Origin of the sequence: Roseomonas sp. TAS13 (assembly GCF_001950415.1) — a bacterium.
GTDB classification, from domain to species: Bacteria; Pseudomonadota; Alphaproteobacteria; order Acetobacterales; family Acetobacteraceae; genus Roseomonas; species Roseomonas mucosa.
In genome coordinates, this window is the sequence record NZ_BDLP01000478.1 from 1 (window position 1) to 2,785 (window position 2,785).

General features: G+C 69.7%; 5 protein-coding genes. All 5 read left to right on the plus strand.

Features of this window, described 5'->3' with window-relative positions; all coding sequences use genetic code 11:
- A partial coding sequence (locus ROTAS13_RS22375; RefSeq protein ID WP_216348719.1) for a riboflavin kinase occupies positions 1 to 400 on the plus strand: 400 nt, incomplete at its 5' end.
- A gap of 374 nt (positions 401 to 774) precedes the next feature.
- Entirely contained in the window at positions 775 to 897 is a 123-nt protein-coding gene (locus ROTAS13_RS28445; protein WP_019462331.1) for a hypothetical protein, read from the plus strand.
- Positions 898 to 1,002: 105 nt separating this feature from the next.
- Entirely contained in the window at positions 1,003 to 1,128 is a 126-nt protein-coding gene (locus ROTAS13_RS28450) for a hypothetical protein (protein WP_019462330.1), read from the plus strand.
- Between the two features lie 186 nt (positions 1,129 to 1,314).
- Positions 1,315 to 1,797, plus strand: a complete 483-nt coding sequence (locus tag ROTAS13_RS22380; protein ID WP_253187744.1) for a COQ9 family protein — start codon at positions 1,315 to 1,317, stop codon at positions 1,795 to 1,797.
- Positions 1,798 to 1,956: 159 nt separating this feature from the next.
- Positions 1,957 to 2,496, plus strand: a complete 540-nt coding sequence (locus tag ROTAS13_RS22385; protein WP_019459556.1) for a hypothetical protein — start codon at positions 1,957 to 1,959, stop codon at positions 2,494 to 2,496.
- Positions 2,497 to 2,785: the final 289 nt, after the last annotated feature.

A 2,785-nucleotide genomic window follows, 5' to 3' on the forward strand; every position in this document is an offset into this window, starting at 1 on the left:
CGACCTGGGCCGGGCCTGGGAGATCGCAGGGGAGGTCGTGCACGGCGACAAGCTGGGCCGCGTCCTGGGCTGGCCCACGGCCAATCTCTGGCTCGGCCGGCACCTGGAGCCGGCGCGCGGCGTCTATGCCGTGACCGTGGCCCTGCCGGAAGGGCGGGAAGTGAAGGGCGTCGCCAATATCGGGCGCCGCCCCACCCTGGGCGGGGACCCGCAGACCCGGCTGGAGGTGCATCTCTTCGACTTCTCCGGCGACCTCTACGGCCAGGAGATCCGGGTGCGGCTGGTGAACTTCCTGCGGGCGGACGCGACCTTCGCCGGGCTGGAGGAGCTCAAGGCCGCCATCGCCCAGGATGCCGAGGACGCCCGACGGGTGCTGGGCCTGGAGGCGCGCGGCCCGTAGGGCGTGGCGTCCGGCAGTGGGGCGCGGATCATGCCCGTTCCGCCGCCCCCCTGCCTGCGGGCACCGGCCCGGCAGACATGCGATGACCGGTACGCAACGGACTGGCCGGCCCGACCTGCGAGGCGGCAGGCCACCGTCATGGCTGGTCAGGTTCGTGTTCTATATGACACATGATAAAATTGCTCTGGTCATGCATAAGATAAACACCATGGGACTTACATAAGACACGCTGGATTTTGACTTGGAGCCAACTCAGGCATTCAAGAACAGCAAGGCATGGCATGCCGTTTATGCTTGAATGACGCGGCGCAGCGAAGCATCTTGATGCTCAGATCTCGGACCGGATCGGACCGGCCGAGCCAAGAGGTCATCCCATGCTTGAAGTCGTGTTCGTTGCTGTTCTCGCGGCGCTCGCCGGCGGCAATGTCGCCGCTCAGGTCGTGATGAGCACGCTTTACCCGAACGGCCTGCCGCCGCGCCTGCGGATGGCCGACTGACCGAAACAGGCTCCGGCCTGCCGCCGGCGCCCCCCCATGGTGTCCTGCCGGATGGAGGATGGCGCAGTGCCCCCTCCACCGGCCCGGACCGAAGGAGTTCCTGCCATGCTCGCTCTCGTGCTTAGCATCGCCGCCCTGGGTGCTTCCCTTGTCGGCAACATCGTCGCCCGCCAGCAGATGGACCGCCTGCCTGCCGGCCTGCTGGACAGCGCCGCCCGCACGGCCCAGTAACCGCGCCGCAAGGGGCTGGACCCGCGACGGGCCGCAAGGCGGCCGCCCGCGGCCAGCCCCGTTGACGGGCGGCCCGGCGACGGACCGTCCATGCTTTCCCGGCGACCACGTCCTGGTCATTCCAGCGCGCACGCCGGATCGTCCTCCCAGGGCCTGCGCCCGCCGTGCGGGGAGGGGGCCACCCCGGTGTCCGTCGCCGCGACGGACGGCCAGCCGCCGGAGATCGTGGAATCGCTGTTTCCCTCCGGCGTGCCGGGGGCGATGGAAGCCTGGTGCGACCTCGCGGACCGCGAGATGGCGGAGGCCGCCGACCTGTCCGGGCTGCGCACGCCGCAGCGGGTCCGCACCCTGATCGCCACCCGGCTGCGGCTCGCCCGGCCCGACAAGGAGGCGGTGCGGCTGGCCCTGGCGCGGCAGGCGCTGCCCTGGAACGCCCGTCTCGCCGCCCGGACCCTGGCGCGCACCGTCAGCGCGATCTGGGAAGCCGCGGGGGACCGTTCCGACGACCTGTCCTGGTACACGCGACGCGCGACCCTGGCGGGGCTCTACGGCAGCGTCCTGGCCTATTGGATGGGCGACCCCTCGGAGGACGATGCCGCGACCCTGGCCTTCCTGGACCGGCAACTGGCGCGCCTCGCCCGCATGCAGAAGCCCGGGAAGGTTGCCTGACGCTTCTGCCATGGCATTTCGGCAACGAACCGCAACCCATTGCTCTCCCTCGGTCCAGCTTCCCGAAAAACTCTCCTGTGCAGGGCGGCTGGCGGCCATTATAGGGCGTGTGGGGGCAGGGGGTGCCCTCGTCATTCTTGATCGGAGAACCCGGCTGCGATGAAGCCGTCCCGCTTTCTGCTCGCCGGCCTGGCAGCGGCCTTCGCCGGCGCCGCCACGCCTGCCCTTGCCCAGTCCTGCATCCAGCCGTCCGAAAAGACGGCCTTCGATGTGCGCGCGCTCCAGAGCCAACTGATGGTTGTGGCGCTGACCTGCAAGCACGAGGACGTCTATAACGAGTTCGTGAAGCGCTATAACCCGCAGCTTCACGGCGCCTACAAGACCATCGACGCCAGCTACCGCCGCGCCGGCGGCCAGAAGGCTCTGGACAGCTACATCACCTCCCTGGCGAACGTGCAGTCGCAGGAAGGCATCCGGATGGGCTCGCGCTTCTGCCAGAACAGCGCGGACCTCATCAAGACCGCGCTGGAAGCGCCGAACGACGTGACGGCCCTGTCGCGGCTGGCGGTCGCCAACAACCTGTCGAACCCGCATGGCCGGCCGGAATGCGCCACCACCACCGCGGCGGTGACCCGCCCGGCGGTGTCGTCGGGCAAGCCGCAGGTCCGCAAGGTCTCGGCAACCACCAAGAAGCACTGACGAGCCTCTTGTCGCCAGGGGCTGCCGAGGGGTCGGCGGCCAGCGGGGCGGGGATCATGAAGAGGGCGCCTCCGGGCGCCCTTTTTCATGCCTGACGTCCGGGGACGCGCGCAAAGAAGAAGGGCCGGTCCTCGCGGACCGGCCCCCTTCCCGAAACGATGCCTGGAGCGTCTGCGCGATCAGCGCAGGACGATCTCCACGCGGCGGTTCTGCGGCTCGCGCACGCCGTCGGCGGTCGGCACCAGCGGACGGCTCTCGCCGAAGGCCTCGACCGTGATCTCCGAGCGCT

Coding starts and splice junctions, on each gene's coding strand:
- ROTAS13_RS22385 (WP_019459556.1), top strand. CDS start 1,957: ATGAAGCCGTCCCGCTTTCTGCTCGCCGGCCTGGCAGCGGCCTTCGCC.
- ROTAS13_RS28450 (WP_019462330.1), top strand. CDS start 1,003: ATGCTCGCTCTCGTGCTTAGCATCGCCGCCCTGGGTGCTTCCCTTGTC.
- ROTAS13_RS28445 (WP_019462331.1), top strand. CDS start 775: ATGCTTGAAGTCGTGTTCGTTGCTGTTCTCGCGGCGCTCGCCGGCGGC.